The organism is Streptomyces sp. MST-110588 (genome assembly GCF_022695595.1).
In the GTDB taxonomy this organism is placed as follows: Bacteria; Actinomycetota; Actinomycetes; order Streptomycetales; family Streptomycetaceae; genus Streptomyces.
The window spans coordinates 5,289,515-5,307,989 of record NZ_CP074380.1; the positions used below are offsets into that span (position 1 = coordinate 5,289,515).

Consider the following 18,475-nt stretch of genomic DNA (forward strand, 5'->3'; position numbering starts at 1 on the left):
CGTAAGGGCGACGCCGGCACAGGGGAGGCGGGTCCCCGCGCGTATGGTGGCACGCGCGGGGAACCTGCCTTTCCCCTTCTCCCTGTTCCGGGCCGGCTACTCGACCGTCACGGACTTCGCGAGGTTGCGCGGCTTGTCGATGTCCCGGCCCATCGCCAACGCCACGTGGTACGCCAGCAGTTGCAGCGGGATACCCATCAGGATCGGGTCCAGCTCGTGCTCGTTCTTCGGCACGACGATCGTGTGGTCGGCCTTCTCCTGCTCCTGGTGCGCGACGGCCAGGATCCGGCCGCTGCGGGCCTTGATCTCCTCCATCGCGGCCCGGTTCTTCTCCAGCAGGTCGTCGTCCGGCACGATCGCCACGGTCGGCATGGCGGGCTCGATCAGCGCCAGCGGGCCGTGCTTGAGCTCGGAGGCCGGGTACGCCTCGGCGTGGATGTAGGAGATCTCCTTGAGCTTGAGGGACGCCTCGCGGGCGACGGGGTAGCCGCGCACCCGGCCGATGAACATCATCGACCTGGCGTCGGCGTACTCGGCGGCCAGCTTCTTGACCTCGTCCTCCATCTCCAGGATCTCCTGGATCTGGGTGGGCAGCTTGCGCAGGCCCTCGATGATCCGCTTGCCGTCGGCGACGGACAGGTCGCGGATGCGGCCCAGGTGCAGCGCCAGCAGCGCGAAGGCGACCACCGTGTTGGTGAAGCACTTGGTGGAGACCACACAGACCTCGGGGCCGGCGTGCACGTACACGCCGCCGTCGGTCTCACGGGCGATCGCCGAGCCGACCACGTTGACCACGCCCAGGACCCGCGCGCCCTTGCGCTTGAGCTCCTGCACGGCGGCCAGTACGTCGTAGGTCTCACCGGACTGCGAGACCGCCACGTACAGGGTCTCGGGGTCCACGACCGGGTTGCGGTAGCGGAACTCGGACGCGGGCTCGGCGTCCGAGGGGATACGGGCCAGCTCCTCGATCATCTGGGCGCCGATCTGCCCCGCGTGGTACGAGGTGCCGCAGCCCAGGATCTTGACCCGGCGCACGCTGCGTGCCTCACGGGCGTCCAGGTTCAGCCCGCCCAGGTGGACGGTGGAGAAGCGGTCGTCGATCCGGCCGCGCAGCACCCGGTCCACCGCGTCTGCCTGCTCGCAGATCTCCTTGTGCATGTACGTGTCGTGGCCGCCCATGTCGTACGACTCGGCCTCCCACTCCACGGTGGTCGGCGTGGCCGAGGTGCGCGAGCCCTCGGTGGTGTACGTGCGGTAGTCGTCCGCCTTGAGGGTGGCCATCTCGCCGTCGTCCAGGGTGATGATCTGGCGGGTGTGCGAGACCAGCGCGGCGACGTCGGAAGAGACGAACATCTCCTTCTCGCCGATGCCGAGCACGACGGGGGAGCCGTTGCGGGCGACGACGATGCGGTCGGCGAAGTCGGCGTGCAGCACCGCGATGCCGTACGTGCCCTCGATGACCCGCAGTGCGTCGCGGACCTTCTCCTCCAGCGTCGGGGCCTGGGAGCGGGCGATGAGGTGGGCCAGGACCTCGGTGTCGGTCTCGGAGGCGAAGGCGATGCCGTCGGCGGTGAGCTTGGCGCGCAGCTCCGAGGCGTTGTCGATGATGCCGTTGTGGACGACCGCGACCTTGCCCTCGGCGTCGGTGTGCGGGTGGGCGTTCTCGTCGGTGGGGGCGCCGTGGGTGGCCCAGCGGGTGTGCGCGATGCCGGTGGTGCCCGCGAAGCGCTTGGGCAGCCGGGACTCCAGCTCCCGGACCCGGCCCTTGGCCTTGGCGGTCTTCAGGCCGCCCGGGGTCTTGCCGGAGCCCTTGGCGTGGATGGCGATGCCGGCCGAGTCGTAACCGCGGTACTCCAGACGCTGAAGTCCCTCAAGCAGCAGCGGGGCGACGTCCCGCTTGCCGATGTATCCGACGATCCCGCACATGCAGTGGCCTCCGAGGTGGATGGTCGGGCAGCCCGTTGGCTGCCGAGGTTTTGGACAGTTGAGCGAATTTGGTGCTGACCGTGGGCCGGCGGCGCTGTCCGCGGGCCGGCGGCACGGGACCGCGGACCGGCGGTGATTTCCGCAGGCCGCCGGTGCTCTTCGCGGGTCGGCGGCGCTATCCGTAGATCATGCGGCGGAGCTGGCGCGTGGAGAGCTCCGGCGGCGCCACGGCCCGGTGCGGCAGCTCACCGGCGATCCGGTCGAAGATCTCCTCGTTGCGCAGTCCCTTGGACTGGAGCTCACGATGGCGTCTGCGGACGAATTCCTCGGTGCTCTCGTCGAAGTACGCGAGGACGTCGAGCACCACCCGGGCGGCCTCGCCGCGCTGTAGCGGCGTGCTGCGCACCAGGTGGTCGACGAGGTCCTCGTGGGACGCGTGGCCTGCGCCATCACTGCGTATACGACGATCGAGCACCCGTTGATACTGAGGTTTCACCGAGACTTTCGCAAGAATCCTGCCCGATATCGGGCAAGCGACACCGAGCCGATGGTAAACAGGCGACAACGGGCGACACGGCAGGCGATATGTCGATGTGTTCAACGTCTTGACCGCTTCGAGAGCGCAGGGTAGTCAAGTGTGAACGTTCGGTTGCTCCACGGCATGTAACGACGTCACAGCACGGCCATGCACGAAGCTCGCCGAAGGGAATTCTCTGTGAGACGACGCAGACTGTTCTGCTCGCTGCTGTTGATCGCCACCGCCGGCCTGGGAACGGCCGGAGCGCTTCCCGCCGCCGGACACGCCGGCCCCCCACCCACCGCCCTGGACCAGGTCGTCCCCGCACCCGCGTCCGTACAGCCGGGCAAGAGCCCGTACACCATCGACCGGCGGACCCATATCCGCGTCCCCGAAGGAGCGGACCAGGCCGAGCGGGTCGGCCGCTACCTGGCGGGCATACTGCGCCCGTCCACCGGCTACAAGCTGCCGGTCACCGACGGAGAGGGCCGGGACGGGATCGTCCTGCGGCTCGGCGGCAACGACACCAAGAAGCTCGGTGCCGAGGGCTACCGGCTGACCTCCGGCCCGCGCGCGGTCACCATCAGCGCCGCCCGCCCGGCGGGCCTCTTCCACGGCGTGCAGACGCTGCGGCAACTGCTGCCCCCGGCCGTGGAGCGGCGCACCGAACAGCCCGGCCCCTGGCGGGTCACCGGCGGCACGATCACCGACACCCCGCGCTACGCCTACCGCGGCGCGATGCTCGACGTCTCCCGCCACTTCTTCACGGTCGGCCAGGTCAAGCGCTACATGGACCAGCTCGCCCTCTACAAGATCAACACCCTGCATCTGCACCTCTCGGACGACCAGGGCTGGCGGATCGCCATCAAGTCCTGGCCCAAGCTGGCCACGTACGGCGGCAGCACCCAGGTCGGCGGCGGCCCCGGCGGCTACTACACCAAGGACGACTACCGGGAGATCCTGCGCTACGCGGCCAGCCGCTATCTGACGGTGGTCCCCGAGATCGACATGCCGGGCCACACCAACGCGGCACTGGCCTCCTACGCCCCGCTGAACTGCAACGGCGTCGCGCCGCCGCTCTACACCGGAACCAAGGTCGGCTTCAGCTCGCTGTGCGTGCCCAAGAAGATCACGTACGACTTCGTGGACGACGTCATCCGCGAGGTGGCCGCGATGACGCCCGGCCGCTACCTCCACATCGGCGGCGACGAGGCGAACTCCACCAGCCACGAGGACTACGTGACCTTCATGGACAAGGTGCAGCCGGTGGTCACCAAGTACGGCAAGAAGGTGATCGGCTGGCACCAGCTCACCGGCGCGCACCCGGTCAAGGACGCGGTGGTGCAGTACTGGGGCTACGACAAGACCAGCGCCAAGGAACGCGCCCAGGTCGTGGCGGCGGCCCGCAACGGCACCGGTCTGATCATCTCGCCCGCCGACCGGTCCTACCTGGACATGAAGTACACCAAGGACACCCGCTGGGCCTGTCCTGGGCGGGCTACGTAGAGGTGCGGCGCTCCTACGACTGGGACCCGGGCAGCTACCTCCAGGGCGCCCCGCAGGAGTCGATCCGGGGAGTGGAGGCTCCCTTGTGGACGGAGACCCTCTCGACCTCCAAGCACCTCGAATACATGGCCTTCCCGCGTCTGCCGGGCATCGCGGAGCTGGGCTGGTCACCGGCGTCCACGCACGACTGGGACGGCTACCGGACCCGGCTGGCCGCCCAGGCGCCCCGCTGGGACGCCCTGGGCATCGTCTACTACCGCTCTCCGCAGGTCCCCTGGCCGACGGCATGACATCTGCCGGCGGCGGGGTGACGATCGTCTGAATCACCTGTCGCCTGACATGCGTCACAGGGCTGCTGTCACAGGACTCCGGCCGGCTCCGCATCCGCGGGGCCGGCCGGAGCAGTGCCGGCCGGCCCCCGGCCCGTTCCCAGCTCGTGCCGGCCGGCTCTCAGCCCGTTCCCAGCTCGTGCCGGCCGGCTCTCAGCCCGTTCTCAGCCCGTGACCCCCAGCTCCCGGGCGATCAGCATGCGCTGGACCTCGCTGGTCCCCTCGCCGATCTCCAGGATCTTGGAGTCGCGCCACATACGGGCGACCGGGTACTCGTTCATGAACCCGTACCCGCCGTGTATCTGCGTGGCCTCCCGGGCATTGGTGACCGCGATCTCGGAGGAGTACAGCTTGGCGAGCGCGGCCTCCTTCTTGAAGGACTCGCCGTGCAGCATCCGGGAAGCGGCGTCGCGCCACGCCAGGCGCGCGGTGTGGGCGCGCATCTCCATGTCCGCGAGCTTGAACTGGATGGCCTGGTTGGAGCCGATCGGCTTGCCGAAGGCGTGGCGGGTGCGCGCGTAGGTGACCGACTCGTCCACACAGCCCTGCGCCAGGCCGGTGGCCAGGGCCGAGATGGCGATCCGCCCCTCGTCGAGGATGCGCAGGAACTGGGCGTACCCGCGGCCCTGCTTCCCCAGGAGGTTGGCGGCCGGGACGCGTACGTCGGAGAAGGAGAGCTCACGGGTGTCCGAGGCGTTCCAGCCGACCTTGGAGTACGGCGCGGCGACGGTGAAGCCCGGGGTGCCGGACGGCACGATGATCGCGGAGATCTCCGGCCGTCCGTCCTCGCCCCGGCCGGTGACGGCGGTGACCGTGACCAGCCCGGTGATGTCCGTACCGGAGTTGGTGATGAAGCACTTGCTGCCGTTGATCACCCAGGAGTCGCCGTCGCGTACGGCCGTGGTGCGGGTGCCGCCCGCGTCCGACCCGCCGTCCGGCTCGGTCAGGCCGAAGGCGCCCAGCATCTCGCCGGCGCACATCCGCGGCAGCCACTCGCGCTTCTGCTCCTCCGTACCGAAGTGGTAGATCGGCATGGCGCCGAGCGAGACCCCGGCCTCCAGCGTGATCGCCACGGAGGAGTCGACCCGGGCCAGTTCCTCCAGGGCGACGCCCAGCGCCAGGTAGTCACCGCCCATGCCGCCGTACTCCTCGGGGAAGGGCAGGCCGAACAGGCCCATACGGCCCATTTCGCGCACGATCTCGTACGGGAAGGCGTGCTGCTCGTAGAACTCGCCGATCTTCGGCGCCACGACGTCGTGCGCGAACGCCTCGACCGTACGGCGCAGTTCTTCGAGTTCGGGGGAGAGCCGGTGGTCCAGGGGCATCGGGATCACTCCTTGTGGGAGAGGGCGCGGACGGTGCGGGAGGGGCTCGGCCGGCCCAGACGTTCGGCCATCCACACGCTTGTGGCGATCAGACGGCCCAGGTCGACCCCGGTCTCGATGCCGAGGCCGTGCAGCATCCAGACGAGGTCTTCGGTGGCGAGGTTGCCGGTGGCGCTCTTGGCGTACGGGCAGCCGCCCAGACCGCCCGCCGAGGCGTCGACGGTGGTGACGCCGTGCTGGAGGGCGGCCAGGGTGTTGGACAGCGCCTGTCCGTACGTGTCGTGGAAGTGCACGCCGATGCGCGGGGTGGCCACCCCCGCCTCGTTCAGCGCGGACAGCAGGGACCGGACGTGGCCGGGCGTGGCGACGCCGATGGTGTCGCCCAGGCTCAGCTCGTCACAGCCCAGGTCGAGCAGGGCACGGCAGACCCGTACGACCCGGTCGACGGGAACCGGGCCTTCCCAGGGGTCGCCGAAGCACATGGACAGATAGCCGCGGACGTGGACCCCGGCGTCCTTGGCGCGGGCCACGACGGGCTCGAACATGGCCAGCGACTCGTCCACCGTACGGTTGAGGTTCGCCTTGGCGAAGGACTCCGTGGCGCTGCCGAAGACGGCGATCCGGCGGGCACCGAGCGACAGTGCGCGGTCCAGACCCCGCTCGTTGGGGACGAGGACGGGGAGGTGGACGCCACCGGAGGCGCGGTGGGCGCCGGGCGCGTGTACGTCGGGCGCGGCGCGTTCGGCGAGGTCGGCGAGCTGGGGGAACAGTGCCTCGGCGTCCGCCAGTTGGGGCACCCACTTGGGGTGGACGAAGCTGGTGGCCTCGATGGTCGTCAGGCCCGCGTCGGCCAGCCGGCGGATGAACTCCGCCTTGACCTCGGTGGGGACGACGCCCTTCTCGTTCTGCAGACCATCGCGGGCGCCGACCTCATGGATGCGGACCCGGGGCGGCAGGCCCTCGGCCGGTACGGCCATCGGAAGTCCGGGCGCGGTCATGAGTCCCCCTTTCCGGCTCCGCCGGCAGCCGGGCCTTCGGGACGGTCTTGGTGACCGCCTTCAGGACTGCCGCCGGGACCGCCTTCAGGACTGCCGTCGGAACCGCCTTCGAGACCGCTCTCGTACGGCGTGACGACCGCCAGCACCTGGTCCATGGCGACCGTGCTGCCGGGTGTCACGTCCAGTTCGGTCACCACGCCCGCGTGCGGCGCGCAGACCACGTGTTCCATCTTCATCGCCTCCACGACCAGCAGCCCCTGACCGGCCGCCACCTCGTCCCCCACGGCCGCCTTGACGACGGTGACCGTGCCGGGCATCGGCGCGGTGAGCGCGTCCACGCCGTGCCCGCCGGCCGCGCCGCGCAGCGTCGCCGCCACCGGATCGTGGTCCTGGACGCACCAGGTCCCGCCGTCCCGGCCGAGCCAGGTGTCCGTCGCGGACGCCGGCCCGGAGCGGGCGACGGCGGTGAAGGCGTGGGTCATGCCGTCCCAGGTGAGGACCGTCCGGTCCGTGTCCGGGCGGTCGCCGCCGGCCACCAGGGCGGCGCGGACGGGCTCACCGTCGCCGACCCGGACCTCGTAGGCGCTGCCGGCCCCGGCCCCCGGCCGGCTTCCGCCGGCCGCGTCCCGTACGCGGACGGTCACCGGATCGTGGCCGGGTACCCGCAGGTGGTGCACCGTCCACGCGGTCTCGCCGCCCAGCCGCCACCCGCTCCGCACGGAGAACGGGTCGGTCCAGCCCTCCTCCGCTGCCGCCGCACCACGGCCCGGTTCCAGGGCCGCCTGCCGCAGCAGCGCGGCGGCCCCGTACACCTCGTCGGGCACCCCCGCCCGTACGAGCGTGTGCGCGTCGCGGTCGATCAGACCGGTGTCCAGATCACCCGATACGACGTCCGGATGGGCCAGCAGCGCGCGCAGGAAGCCGGTGTTGGTGTCCACACCCAGGACGGTCGTGGCGCCCAGGGCGGCCCGCAGCCGGCGCAGAGCGGCCGGCCGGTCCGGTCCGTACGCGATGACCTTGGCGAGCATCGGGTCGTAGGAGGTGCCGACCTCGGTGCCTTCGAGCAGGCCGGAGTCGACCCGTATGCCGTCGCCGGCCGGTTCGCGCAGGGCCAGGACGGTGCCGGCGGAGGGCAGGAAGTCCACGTGCCCGTCCGCCGCCCGTGCGGTCTCCGCGCAGATCCGGGCCTCGATCGCATGGCCGGTGAGGGTGATGTCCTGCTGCGTGTGGGCCAGCGGCTCGCCCGCGGCGACGCGCAACTGCCACTCGACCAGGTCCAGGCCGGTGACCAGTTCCGTGACCGGGTGTTCGACCTGGAGGCGGGTGTTCATCTCCATGAAGTAGAAGGGCAGACAGCCTTCTTGGGCTTCTTGGGCTTCTTGCGCTTCTCGGCTTCCTGCGGTCCTCGGGCCGCTGCCCGGGAGACCGCTGCCCGGGAGACCGCCGCCCGGCACGATGAACTCCACCGTTCCGGCGCCCCGGTAGCCGCAGGAGCGGGCCGCCTGGACGGCCGCCGCCCCCATGGCGGCGCGGGTGGCCTCGTCCAGGAGGACCGACGGTGCCTCCTCGATGACCTTCTGGTGGCGCCGCTGGAGGGAGCACTCGCGCTCCCCGAGGTGGAGGACGTTGCCGTGGCCGTCGGCCAGGATCTGGATCTCGATGTGCCGTGGCCGGTCGATCCAGCGCTCCACCAGGAGGGTGTCGTCGCCGAAGGAGCCGCGAGCCTCACGGCGGGCGGCGGCGATCTCCTCGCCGAGCCGCGCTGCCTCCCGTACGAGCCGCATGCCCTTGCCGCCACCGCCCGCGGACGGCTTGAGCAGCACCGGCATACCGATCTCGCGTGCCGCGTCGGCCAGTTGGTCATCGCTCAGCCCGCTCCCCGAGGAGCCGGGCACGACCGGTACGCCCGCCGCCTGCACCGTCTCCTTGGCGCGGATCTTGTCGCCCATGAGGTCGATGGCGTCGGACGGGGGACCTATGAAGACGAGCCCCGCGTCCGTACAGGCCCGCGCGAAGACGGCGTTCTCGGCGAGGAAGCCGTACCCGGGGTGGACGGCCTGGGCGCCGGTGCGGGCGGCGGCCTCCAGGAGGCGGTCGACGGACAGATAGCTCTCGGCGGCGGGTGCCGGACCGATCCGTACGGCCGTGTCCGCCTCGCGGACGTGCCGGGCGTCGGCGTCCGCGTCGCTGAAGACGGCGACGGAGCGGATGCCCAGCGCGCGCAGCGTACGGATGACGCGGACGGCGATCTCGCCCCGGTTGGCGACCAGAACGGTGTCGAACATGGTGGACATCGTGGGCATCCCTCTCACATCCGGAAGACGCCGTAGCCGGGCGCGGTGGCGTCCCGTTGGGGAAGCGGCGCGTTGGCGCAGGCCGTCAGGGCCAGACCGAGCACCTGACGGGTCTCCAGCGGGTCGATGACCCCGTCGTCCCACAGCCGCGCGGTCGCGTAATAGGCGTTGCCCTGGGTCTCGTACTGCTCGCGGATCGGGGCCTTGAAGGCGTCCTCCTCCTCGACGCTCCACTCCTCGCCGCGCGCCTGGAGCTGGTCGCGCTTGACGGTCGCAAGGACGGAGGCGGCCTGCTCGCCGCCCATGACCGAGATCTTGGCGTTGGGCCACATCCACAGGAAGCGGGGGGAGTAGGCCCGGCCGCACATCGAGTAGTTGCCGGCGCCGTACGAGCCACCGATGACGACCGTCAGCTTGGGAACCCTCGTACAGGCCACGGCCGTGACCATCTTCGCGCCGTGCTTGGCGATGCCGCCCGCCTCGTAGTCGCGCCCGACCATGAAGCCGGAGATGTTCTGGAGGAAGAGCAGCGGGATGCCGCGCTGGTCGCACAGCTCGATGAAGTGAGCGCCCTTCTGGGCGGACTCGGAGAACAGGATGCCGTTGTTGGCGACGATGCCGACCGGATGGCCGTGCAGATGCGCGAAGCCGGTCACCAGCGTCGTGCCGTACTCGGCCTTGAACTCCGCGAAGCGCGAGCCGTCCACGATCCGGGCGATGACCTCGCGGACGTCGTAGGGGGTGCGGGAGTCGGCGGGCACCGCTCCGTACAGACCCGCCGGGTCGGCCTTCGGCTCCTCCACGGGCCGTACGGACCAGGGGAGCGGGGCGCGGTCGCCGAGCGTCCCGACGATGGTGCGCACGATCCGCAGCGCGTGGGCGTCGTCCTCGGCGAGGTGGTCGGTGACGCCGGAGGTACGGGAGTGGACCTCGCCGCCGCCCAGCTCCTCGGCCGTGACGACCTCGCCGGTGGCGGCCTTCACCAGCGGCGGGCCGCCCAGGAAGATCGTGCCCTGCTCGCGGACGATCACCGCCTCGTCGCTCATGGCCGGTACGTACGCGCCGCCGGCCGTACAGGACCCGAGCACCGCCGCTATCTGGGGGATGCCGGCCCCCGACATACGGGCCTGGTTGTAGAAGATCCGCCCGAAGTGCTCCCGGTCGGGGAAGACCTCGTCCTGCATGGGCAGGAAGGCGCCGCCGGAGTCGACGAGATACAGGCACGGGAGGCGGTTCTCCAGTGCGATCTCCTGGGCCCGCAGATGCTTCTTGACCGTCATCGGGTAGTACGTGCCGCCCTTGACCGTGGCGTCGTTGGCCACGATCACCACCTCGCGACCGCTGACCCGCCCGATGCCCGCGATCACCCCGGCGGCGGGCGCGGCCCCTCCGTACATGCCGTCCGCCGCCAGCGGTGCCAGCTCCAGGAAGGGCGAGCCCGGGTCCAGCAGGGCGTCCACCCGGTCGCGCGGCAGCAGCTTGCCGCGCGCGGTGTGCCGGGCCCTGGCCTTCTCGCCGCCGCCCAGCCGCGCCGTCGCCAGCTTCTCGCGCAGGCGCGCCGCCAGTTCGCGGTGCGCGGCCTCGTTGGCGCGCCAGGAGTCGGACGCCGGATCGGCGGAGCTCTCCAGCACCGGTGCCTGCTCCATCGCAGGGAACCCCCTCGCTCGGTCCCGGGTCCGGTTGTGGGCCCGGTCCTGGTTCCGGCCCCGGTGCCGTTCTCGTCCCCGGTCAACGTTGTTAATAGTCGTTAACCCCATTTCCCACAGGTTAACGACCACTAACGCGGCTGTCTACAATTGTTCCCATGAGTACCCAGGCCCCCGCCTCCACCAGCCGCCGTGAGCAGATCCTCAAGGAGGCCGCCCGTCTCTTCGCCGAGCGGGGCTTCCACGGGGTCGGCGTGGACGAGATAGGCGCGGCCGTCGGCATCTCCGGGCCCGGCCTCTACCGCCATTTCGCGGGCAAGGACGCCATGCTCGCCGAACTGCTCGTGGGGATCAGCGAGCGCCTGCTGGAGGGCGGCCGGATCCGGGTGGCGGCCGGCGGCGAGAACCCCGAGGACCCCGAGGCCGTACTGGACGCCCTGATCGAGGGGCACATCGACTTCGCGCTGGACGACCGCCCGCTGATCACCGTCCACGACCGCGAGCTGGACCGGCTGCGCGAGGCCGACCGCAAGCGGGTGCGGCGCCTCCAGCGGGAGTACGTGGAGCTGTGGGTCACCGTCGTCCGCCAGGTCCACCCCGAGTGTGCCGAAGCCCAGGTCCGCGCCTGTGTGCACGCCGTCTTCGGGCTGCTGAACTCCACCCCGCACCTCAGCCGTCCGGGCGCGCTTCCGGGGCGTACGGAGATGGCGCAGTTGCTGCACCGGCTGGCGCGGGGGGCGTTCGGGGCGGTGTCGGCGGTCTGAGGGGCCGGGGCGGCTTGAGCGGTATCTTCCGTGGCCTGTTCCGTGGCTTGTTCCGCGGCCTGTTCCGTCTCCCGGTTCTTCTTCGCATTCGAACAGTTCTGGACAGCGCCCATGACCGGCCGGTAGCTTCGCGCTGAGCAAGCGCTTAGTCGGGCTTTCGGCTGGAGTCGAACACGGAGGGCGGCACATGCGACGTACGGTGTTCAACGAGGACCACGAGGCGTTCCGGGCGGCCATCCGCGACTTCATCGCCGCCGAGGTCGTCCCGTACTACGACGAGTGGATGGCGGCCGGCCAGGCGCCCCGCGACTTCTACAAGAAGCTCGGCGAGCTGGGCGTCTTCGGCATCGAGGTCCCCGAGGAATACGGCGGCGCGGGTCAGCACAGCTTCAAGTTCAACGCAGTGATCACCGAAGAGTGCGCCCGGGCCGGTGTCAGCTTCGGCGGCTCCAGCGTGCACACCGCGCTCTGCCTCCCGTACTTCCTGAAGTACGCCGACGAGGAGCAGAAGCGGCGCTGGCTGCCCCCCTTCGTCTCCGGCGACATGATGACGGCCATCGCGATGACCGAGCCCGGCACCGGCTCGGACCTGGCCGGCATGAAGACCACCGCCAGGCTCTCCGAGGACGGCACGCACTACGTCCTCAACGGCGCCAAGACCTTCATCACCGGCGGCGTCCTGGCCGACCGCGTCATCGTCTGCGCCCGTACCGCCCCTCCCACCCCCGAGGATCGCCGGGCCGGCATCACCCTCCTGGTCGTGGACACCGCCTCCGAGGGGTACGCGGTCGGCCGCAAGCTGGAAAAACTCGGCCTGAAGACCTCCGACACCGCCGAACTCTCCTTCACCGACGTCAAGGTGCCGGTCCGGGACCGCCTGGGCGAGGAGGGCAAGGCGTTCTCCTACCTGGGACAGAACCTCCCGCAGGAGCGCCTGGGCATCGCCTTCGGCGCGTACGCGCAGGCCGCCGCGGCCGTGGAGTTCGCCAAGAAGTACGTCCAGGAGCGCGAGGTCTTCGGCAAGGCGGTCGCCTCCTTCCAGAACACCAAGTTCGTGCTCGCGGACTGCAAGTCCGAGGTGGACGCCATGCAGGCGGTCGTGGACCGGGCGCTGGAGGCGCACGACGCGGGCGAACTGACCGCCGCCGACGCCGCGTCCGCCAAACTCTTCACCACCGAACGGGCCGCCGTCGTCATTGACAAGTGCCTCCAGTTGCACGGAGGTTACGGCTACATGCAGGAGTACCCGATCTCGCGCCTGTACGCGGACACCCGCGTCACCCGTATCTACGGCGGTACGAGTGAGGTCATGCGCTCCATCGTCGCCAAGTCGATGGGGCTGTGAACGGGGGCCAGGGGGGCGGGGGCGGGGGCGGCGCGGTGGGCGGCGCCGGGAGTCACGGGAGGCCGGCCGGTGCGGCTAACAGCCTCCAGGATCACGAGAATTCGGCAGGCATCCTCGGCCACGGGGACGGGGACGGGGCCGGGGCCGGGGCCGAGGACGGGGCCATGGAAGGCGCGTCCGACGGCCTTGGCGCGTCCGACGCCCTCGACGCCGCCGATGCCCCTGTTGCCTCTGTCACCTCTGTTGCCCCTGTTGCTCTCGGCGCCCCGGATGCCCTCGGCGATCTGCTCGCGCTCCTGGACCTCGAACGCGTCGAAGAGAACATCTTCCGCGGCGAAAGCCGGGCCTCGATCGTCCCCCGTGTCTTCGGCGGACAGGTCGCCGCCCAGGCCCTGGTCGCGGCCGGGCGTACGGTCCCCGAGGACCGCCCGCCGCACTCGCTCCACGCCTACTTCCTGCGCCCCGGCGACCCCGGCGCGCCCCTCGTCTACACCGTCGACCGGGTCCGCGACGGCCGCTCCTTCACCACCCGCCGGGTTGTCGCCGTCCAGCACGGCCGGCCGGTCTTCCACCTCTCCGCCTCGTTCCACAGGTACGAGGAGGGAACGGCCGAGACAACGGAGGCAACCGGGACAGGAGGTATGAACGAGACAGGAGAGGCGACCGGGACAGGAGGCGCGACCGGGACGGCGGGGAGGGCGGGCCCAGAACACCAGCAGCCCATGCCGTACGCCCCGGACCCCCTGACCCTGCCCACCGCCGCGGAATCGCTGCCCCGGTACGCGGACCGCTTCCGCGAGCCGGGCGTGGCCGCGCGCCTGCTGGAGGCACGCGCCGCCGTGGACCTGCGCTACGTGGACGAGCCGCCCTTCGGCAGCGTGGGCCGGCCGCGCGAACCCCGCTCCCAGGTCTGGTTCCGTACGAACGGCAAACTCGACGGCGACGCCGACCACCCGCTGCTGCACATCTGCCTGGTCACCTACGTCTCGGACATGACGCTGCTGGACTCGGTGCTGCTGGCGCACGGGCGCGGCGGCTGGGTGACCGGCGACGTGGTCGGGGCGAGCTTGGACCACGCGATGTGGTTCCACCGCCCGCTGCGCGCGGACGAGTGGCTGCTGTACGACCAGGAGTCCCCGATCGCCCGGGGCGGCCGGGGACTGGGCTCGGGTCGCATTTTCACAGCCGACGGACGGCTGGTCGTCTCCGTCGTACAGGAAGGCGTGATCCGTACGCCGCGAGACTGACCAGGCACTCCCCACCGTGCCCCAGGCTCCGAGAGCACCGCTCACGCCCCGGAGCACCGCTCTCCTCCCGGAGCGGCGCTCTTAATTCGGATCGCCGCTCTCAACCCGAAGCGGCGCTCACACTCCAGATCACCGCTCGCGAACTGGAGCACTGCTCCCCATCAGAAGCAGCGCTCTCCGCCCAGAGCACTGCTCACAACAGGAAGCGCTGCTCTCGCTCCGGAGCGGGCTCCTCAGCCCAGCAGCCCCGCGGCGTTCAACAGGTACGCGGTCAGCGGGTCGTAATAGCGCGGGCTCAGCACATGATCGTCCAGCGGGATCGTCACCTGGAGCGTCCCCTCGGCCTCGCCCAGGAACAGCGCCGGGTCGTTGCAGTCCGCGAAGCCCACCGTGTCGATACCGCGCTGACCCGCGCACCCGGCCCACCCATGGTCCGCCATGACCAGGTCCGGCAGCGGGCGGCCCGCCCGCTCCAGGCCGTCCAGGATCGCCGCCATCGGCTCGGGGGAGTGGGTGTGCCACAGCGTCGCACCGCGCTCCAGCACCGCCACGTCACCGAACTGGAACACCAGCCCGTCGTCCGCCCGCAGCCCGTCCGGTACGACGACGATCTCGCAGCCCCGGGCGCGCAGCGCCTCGGCCGTGGCCCGGTGGACGTCCATCAGCCCGCCCGGGTGCCCGGTCGCGAACAGCACCCGCTGCCGGCCCGCGGCGGCCTTGCGCAGCACCGCGGCCGTACGGTCCAGCGCGTCCACCGTCAGCTCGGGGTCGATGGTGTCCTGCCCCTGCCGGTGGTTCGGGTCGTCGCTGACCCCGCACCGTTCGGCCATCACCGCGAGCACGTCCTGCTCGTCCGCCCAGCGGTCGCCGAGCTCCAGGCCGAGCCAGTAGTGACGGTCGCCGTTGGCGAGCTTGCGGTAGTGGTCGAGGTTGTTCTCGCGGGGGGTCGCGACCTGTCCGGCGATACGGGTCCGTACGAGGTGATCGACGAGCTCGGCGCGGCTGGGGGCGGGAGGCAGTATCGGCATGGGGTCATTGTCCCCTGAACCATCGCCTGATGGACGGGATGTCCAGATGCCGGGGTCCTGTCACCAAAAATGTCCATGGTTCAGGCGGCCCCGTACTCCTTAGCCTCCCCCCATGACCACTTCCCCCGCCTCCCCTGCTCCCACCGGTTCCAGCGCCCCCGTCGGCCCCGTCGACTCCTCCCGCATCCCGCGCTACGCCGGCCCGGCGACCTTCGCCCGGCTGCCCCGCCTGGACCAGGTGGCCAAGACGGACGTCGCGGTGGTCGGCATCCCCTTCGACAGCGGCGTCTCCTACCGCCCCGGCGCCCGCTTCGGCGGCAACGCCATCCGCGAGGCGTCCCGCCTGCTGCGCCCGTACAACCCGGCCCAGGACGCCTCCCCCTTCGCCCTCGCCCAGGTCGCGGACGCCGGTGACATCGCCGCCAACCCCTTCAACATCAACGAGGCCGTCGAGACCATCGAGGCCGCCGCGGACGACCTGCTGGAGACCGGCGCCCGCCTGATGACGCTGGGCGGCGACCACACCATCGCGCTGCCCCTGCTGCGTTCCATGGCCAAGAAGCACGGCCCGGTCGCGCTCCTCCACTTCGACGCCCACCTGGACACCTGGGACACCTACTTCGGCGCCGAGTACACCCACGGCACCCCCTTCCGCCGCGCCGTCGAAGAAGGCATCCTCGACACCTCCGCCCTCTCCCACGTCGGCACCCGCGGCCCCCTGTACGGCAAGCAGGACCTGACCGACGACGAGAAGATGGGCTTCGGCATCGTCACCTCCGCCGACGTCATGCGCCGCGGCGTCGACGAGATCTCCCAGCAGCTCCGCGAGCGCGTCGGCGACCGCCCCCTGTACATCTCCATCGACATCGACGTCCTGGACCCGGCCCACGCCCCCGGCACCGGCACCCCCGAGGCCGGCGGCCTCACCTCCCGCGAACTCCTGGCGATCCTCCGCGGCCTGTCCACCTGCAACCTGATCTCCGCCGACCTGGTCGAGGTCGCCCCCGCCTACGACCACGCCGAAATCACCTCGGTCGCCGCCTCCCACACCGCCTACGAACTCACAACGATCATGACCCGCCAGATAGCGGCCTCCCGCACCTGACAAAACCGACGGCGGTCACCCGGAACGGTCGCACAGCTCCACATCCCATACGGGAACATCCGGAACATGCGACCGTCCGGGGGCGCACGGGGACGCGCCTCCAGGGCCGACAGGGCTTGTCCTCACCGGCTATAAGCCCTGCGGCCCGTCCTTGCCCCGCCCCTCCTCAGAACATCTCGGGGTCATTCCAGTGCTCGTCGAAGATGGCGAGCCAGTGAGGATGACCGATGGTGGCGCGATCGATTGCCTCGCCCCATGCCGCCAGGCTTCTTCGGGCATCCGTATGTTCCTGGGATGTGATCAGGGCGCTGCACCGCAAGTGCCAGTAGAGGCCCAGAAGCGTGAAGAACTGTCCGAGGCTGTGGGCGAGGAGAAGGTGCGAGGCGTTTTCTTCGTCGCCCGAATCATGGAAGACCCGGCCGGTCGTGCCGTCAAGCAGCAAGTTGTACCGCACCCAGCGGCCGAGGCGGTGGAAGCGTCCGTCGGCGGGAAGGCGGTCGGTATGGAGTGATGAGCCGGGGAGTTCCGGCAAGCGACCGGCATTGCCCGGCCTGTTCACGTCCTGGACGTAGGCGAAGGGGAGCAGACTGCCAAGCGTTGGGACGCCGATGTCCGTAAGGAATCGGCGTGCCTCGCTGTGCGTAATACCTTCGGGGATTTGTGATGAGGCGAGCGTGGCGCACATGCCGCTGCCGAATGCACCTTCAAGCCATTCCTTGGTAGGCGCACCCGCCCGGCTCGTGGCTTCGGGGAGCGGCCACAGTGCGGAGCGGCAATGCGTACGGAGCAGGGGTTTGCGCCGCCACTCAAGTGCTTCGACCACTCGGTTCGGTTCGGTGATCCGTACGGCGAACAGGCCGCCCTCTCCGCCGTACACGCAAAGGTCCGGACCGGCGTCCGTAGCCCAATTCACGGACTGCGGGTGCCGGGGAATGGGAATGCCGTCCTGGCCGGGGATATCGGCGACCGCCTCGAATGTGCGGCCTTCGACGCTCTCGACATGGCCTCGCAGGTCGCAGTACTCCCAGACGATGGTCGATGCCCCGAGAGCGGCACCGTCATGCAGACGCCAAGTCCGCTCCGCGAACCATCCATCGGCGTCACGATCGATTTCCGTACCGTCCGGATTCTCGTCCGGCAGTTCGTCCTCATCGATTTCGACACGGCTGGCCACGACGGGCGTTCCCGCCACACTCCCCACGACCAACTCGTCCGCACACGCCGCATCACTCGGCGCCGGCCCGAAGATTCCGTACGGCCGCCAGCGCGACCACACCGTTTTCCAGGGCACCGGGCCGCCGCAGCGCAGGAGCTGCTCGGCGAAATCCACCTCACCGCGATTGAGTTCACTCCAGTGCAGCCACGAAACCCACTCGTCGTGCCCGGAAGGCTCGATCCCGTCCGCCTCCATGTAATGGATGGCCGAGGCCCGGCTGCCATGCGGCACACCGTCCGGATATGCCAGTGCCAAGCCGGTGAGCAAAGAGTTCCGGTCCACATTGGCGACGAACGACGCACTGTTCATCAGGTCCCCGAACCGTCCGGCCTGCGCCGCGTGCAACGGCAGCGCGAACGCGGCGTACTCCTCCACCGCACCACGATCCCGCCACTGCTCCTGCGGATACCTGCCGACCGTCCGTTCCCACAGGAACTCGGTGATACGCGCCTGGCTGTCCGGTGCCGCCGGGCGACGCGCCCGTACGAGATCGCGCAGGCCGTCCCGACGGAACCCGACGCGCTCGATGCCCTGCTCATCCCTCCGGATACGGATGAGATCAGGGAATCCGGCGGCCAGCGCCACAAGCTCTTCGTCGCGGGCCGGCACCCCGACGGCATCGCACAAGGCTGCCCAGGCGGCAGGGGAGATCGAGCGCTTCTCGGCCAAAGCCAGTACAGACAACTGCTGATGCTCATCAACGAGCATGTCCGCAGCCGATTCCGACTCCCGCGGCGCTTCCAGCAGCAACTCGTTCTCATGCCGGAGCGGCACCCTGACTCTTTCCCGCCCGACGTCACCCTCGACCACGACACGAATCGACTGCCTGCCGTACATTGCCAACGCAGGGACAAGAACGGTCGCGATCCGCTCCGGCTCCGTCGAGGTCACCGAAGCACCGGCCCAGTGGACATTGCCGAGCAGCACCAGCAGTTCAGCCCCTTGCCGCGCCTGCTGACCGATCGCGTCGCTCAGTGGGTTCTCCCGCATACGGCGGAATTTCCCGTCGTAACCCCATTCGGTGAGCAACGCGGTCGCCACCGCATCCGCGTCCAATCCGCGGCAGTCGACGTACACCGCCTCGGGACGATACCGGCGTACGTCCCGGAGCAGCCGGGTCTTTCCCACCCCCACCGCCCCGGTCACCGGCAGAACCCGTCCCGGATCCGACGGCTCTTCCAACCACCGCGTGAGGTGATCGAGGGCGTCACGGTAAAGCATGGCGGGTG

At 70.3% G+C, this 18,475-nt stretch carries 12 protein-coding genes and 1 pseudogene; 5 read left to right on the forward strand and 8 right to left on the reverse strand.

Annotation, left to right across the window (positions count from 1 at the left end; genetic code table 11):
* Nucleotides 1-96: 96 nt before the first annotated feature.
* Nucleotides 97-1,926 carry a glutamine--fructose-6-phosphate transaminase (isomerizing) gene (glmS, locus tag KGS77_RS23215; RefSeq protein WP_242584931.1) on the reverse strand — a complete coding sequence of 610 codons (1,830 nt, stop codon included), beginning with the start codon at nt 1,924-1,926 and terminating at the stop codon, nt 97-99.
* Nucleotides 1,927-2,101: 175 nt separating this feature from the next.
* Nucleotides 2,102-2,401: a hypothetical protein gene (locus KGS77_RS23220; RefSeq protein WP_242584932.1), complete on the reverse strand. Its 300-nt coding sequence runs from the start codon at nt 2,399-2,401 to the stop codon at nt 2,102-2,104.
* A 210-nt stretch (nt 2,402-2,611) separates the two neighbouring features.
* Between KGS77_RS23220 and KGS77_RS23225 the strand changes: the two are divergent.
* A pseudogene (locus KGS77_RS23225) lies at nt 2,612-4,239 on the forward strand (beta-N-acetylhexosaminidase).
* A 203-nt stretch (nt 4,240-4,442) separates the two neighbouring features.
* On the opposite strand, the gene KGS77_RS23230 reads toward KGS77_RS23225, so the two are convergent.
* The 4 genes from KGS77_RS23230 to KGS77_RS23245 are packed head-to-tail and all read right to left on the reverse strand — an operon-like array spanning nt 4,443 to nt 10,541.
* The gene (locus tag KGS77_RS23230) at nt 4,443-5,603 is read right to left on the reverse strand and encodes an acyl-CoA dehydrogenase family protein (RefSeq protein WP_242584933.1); all 1,161 of its coding nucleotides are present in this window, start codon (nt 5,601-5,603) and stop codon (nt 4,443-4,445) included.
* 5 nt (nt 5,604-5,608) lie between these two features.
* Complete coding sequence (locus KGS77_RS23235; protein WP_242584934.1) at nt 5,609-6,601, reverse strand: hydroxymethylglutaryl-CoA lyase; 993 nt, start codon at nt 6,599-6,601, stop codon at nt 5,609-5,611.
* A complete protein-coding gene (locus tag KGS77_RS23240) occupies nt 6,598-8,886 on the reverse strand; it encodes a biotin carboxylase N-terminal domain-containing protein (RefSeq protein WP_242584935.1) in 2,289 nt (762 codons plus the stop codon). Before KGS77_RS23240 ends, KGS77_RS23235 begins: the two co-directional genes overlap by 4 nt.
* Before the next feature lie 23 nt (nt 8,887-8,909).
* Nucleotides 8,910-10,541, reverse strand: coding sequence for a carboxyl transferase domain-containing protein (locus KGS77_RS23245; RefSeq protein WP_242584936.1), 1,632 nt, complete (start codon nt 10,539-10,541; stop codon nt 8,910-8,912).
* Between the two features lie 158 nt (nt 10,542-10,699).
* Here KGS77_RS23245 and KGS77_RS23250 point away from each other — a divergent pair, with 158 nt between their 5' ends.
* From KGS77_RS23250 to KGS77_RS23265, 3 genes are all read left to right on the forward strand, one after another.
* Nucleotides 10,700-11,305: a TetR/AcrR family transcriptional regulator gene (locus tag KGS77_RS23250; RefSeq protein ID WP_242584937.1), complete on the forward strand. Its 606-nt coding sequence runs from the start codon at nt 10,700-10,702 to the stop codon at nt 11,303-11,305.
* Between the two features lie 187 nt (nt 11,306-11,492).
* Nucleotides 11,493-12,650 (forward strand): acyl-CoA dehydrogenase family protein, encoded by a 1,158-nt coding sequence (locus KGS77_RS23255; RefSeq protein ID WP_242584938.1) that lies wholly within the window; start codon nt 11,493-11,495, stop codon nt 12,648-12,650.
* Nucleotides 12,651-12,814: 164 nt separating this feature from the next.
* Nucleotides 12,815-13,897, forward strand: a complete 1,083-nt coding sequence (locus KGS77_RS23265; protein ID WP_242584939.1) for an acyl-CoA thioesterase II — start codon at nt 12,815-12,817, stop codon at nt 13,895-13,897.
* Nucleotides 13,898-14,130: 233 nt separating this feature from the next.
* On the opposite strand, the gene KGS77_RS23270 is transcribed toward KGS77_RS23265, so the two are convergent.
* Entirely contained in the window at nt 14,131-14,925 is a 795-nt protein-coding gene (locus KGS77_RS23270; protein ID WP_242584940.1) for a phosphatase, read from the reverse strand.
* A gap of 112 nt (nt 14,926-15,037) precedes the next feature.
* On the opposite strand from KGS77_RS23270, the gene speB reads away from it, so the two are divergent.
* On the forward strand, nt 15,038-16,030 hold the full coding sequence (speB, locus tag KGS77_RS23275) for an agmatinase (RefSeq protein WP_242584941.1): 993 nt from the start codon (nt 15,038-15,040) through the stop codon (nt 16,028-16,030).
* A 166-nt stretch (nt 16,031-16,196) separates the two neighbouring features.
* Here the strand turns inward: speB and KGS77_RS23280 are convergent, their stop codons facing one another.
* Nucleotides 16,197-18,467 (reverse strand): ATP-binding protein, encoded by a 2,271-nt coding sequence (locus KGS77_RS23280; RefSeq protein WP_242584942.1) that lies wholly within the window; start codon nt 18,465-18,467, stop codon nt 16,197-16,199.
* Between the last annotated feature and the right edge of the window lie 8 nt (nt 18,468-18,475).